Here is a 305-nt window from a genome sequence, read left to right as displayed (position 1 = left end):
AGTTTTCCTGCGGCATCGTAATAAAAACTCTGCGTAACTCGCGTAACTCTGCGGTTCAAAATTTTATTTAAAAGAGGGTAGAATAGAAATATTCCATGCGTTTCATGAATGTTATCAGGAGTGCTTACGAAAAGACCGGCCTCCGCGTGGTGATTCTCATCGACGAGTACGACAAGCCTCTATTGGTGGTGTAGCCGAAGCCGCACACAATCTGACAGAACTAGCTAAGAAGAAAGAAGACGAATGATAATATGCCAATGTGCTAATATGCCAATATGCTAATTGGCTGCGCATAATTATCCTAT

1 pseudogene is annotated in these 305 nt (G+C 42.0%); it reads left to right on the top strand.

Going from position 1 to position 305, the window contains the following annotated elements:
• Nucleotides 1-89: 89 nt before the first annotated feature.
• Nucleotides 90-185, top strand: a pseudogene (locus D0T85_RS22345) (AAA family ATPase); the annotation flags it as partial.
• Nucleotides 186-305: the final 120 nt, after the last annotated feature.

Origin of the sequence: Bacteroides sp. 519, from assembly GCF_010500955.1 — a bacterium.
Classification (GTDB): Bacteria; Bacteroidota; Bacteroidia; order Bacteroidales; family Bacteroidaceae; genus Bacteroides.
The sequence above is the reverse complement of the archived record's forward strand: the minus strand, read 5'-3'. Positions and strand labels throughout refer to the sequence as shown.